Origin of the sequence: Alloprevotella sp. OH1205_COT-284 (genome assembly GCF_003859795.1) — a bacterium.
In the GTDB taxonomy this organism is placed as follows: Bacteria; Bacteroidota; Bacteroidia; order Bacteroidales; family Bacteroidaceae; genus Alloprevotella.
Window position 1 is genome coordinate 1 of record NZ_RQYI01000063.1, and the last position, 797, is coordinate 797.

Sequence of the window (797 nt, forward strand, 5' to 3'; positions counted from 1 at the left end):
GGGAGCAGGGGGAGATCTTCATAGGGTAAAGATACAAAAAAAGAAAGAATTGACAAAATAAAAAAGAAAATAGTTTTGCAGAGGTCTCGGTTGACCTCAAGAGCGGTCGGATTCTCCATGTGGGTCAGGGCAAGGCGGCCGATGCTTTGGCCGGATTTTGGAAAAGGGTCAGACGAAAGAAGCTCGACATCAAGTATATCGCCACCGATCTCTCTGCCGCTTTCATCTCCTCCGTACTTGAAAACTGCCCGAACGCCGTGCATGTCTTCGACCATTTTCATGTGGTCAAACTAATGAATGAGAAGTTGGACGAGATACGCAGGGCGCAATATAACATGGAAAAGGACATCAACAAGCGCAAAGTCTTGAAGGGGACGCGCTACCTGCTGCTGCGCAATGGAGCGGATATCTTCGACAAGGAGTATAAAACAAGGCTTGATAACGCCTTAGACATGAACAAACCGCTCTCACAGGCCTACTACCTCAAAGAGCAACTCAGAGAAATATGGATGCAGCCCAATAAACAAGTAGCCGAAAAGGTCATGCTCGATTGGGTTAAACAGGCGCAGGAGAGCAAAGTGCCGCAGTTGATGAAAATGGCCGTCACGATCATGGCTTATAGAACCGGTATTCTTGCCTGGTACGACTGCCCCATATCGACCGGGAAAGTAGAGGGGATCAACAATAAGATAAAGGTGATGAAGAGAGTGGCCTATGGTTTTAGGGATGAAAGGTATTTTCTGTTAAGGCTATATGCGCTGCACGATTGCCGCATCACTCCAAATGTCGGATGAACC

The 797-nt window shown here is 47.4% G+C and carries 1 protein-coding gene; it reads left to right on the plus strand.

Annotated elements, in window-relative coordinates; genetic code table 11:
- Window positions 1-119 precede the first annotated feature (119 nt).
- Window positions 120-794 carry an ISL3 family transposase gene (locus EII14_RS09040; protein ID WP_124932191.1) on the plus strand — a complete coding sequence of 225 codons (675 nt, stop codon included), beginning with the start codon at window positions 120-122 and terminating at the stop codon, window positions 792-794.
- The last annotated feature ends 3 nt before the right edge of the window (window positions 795-797 follow it).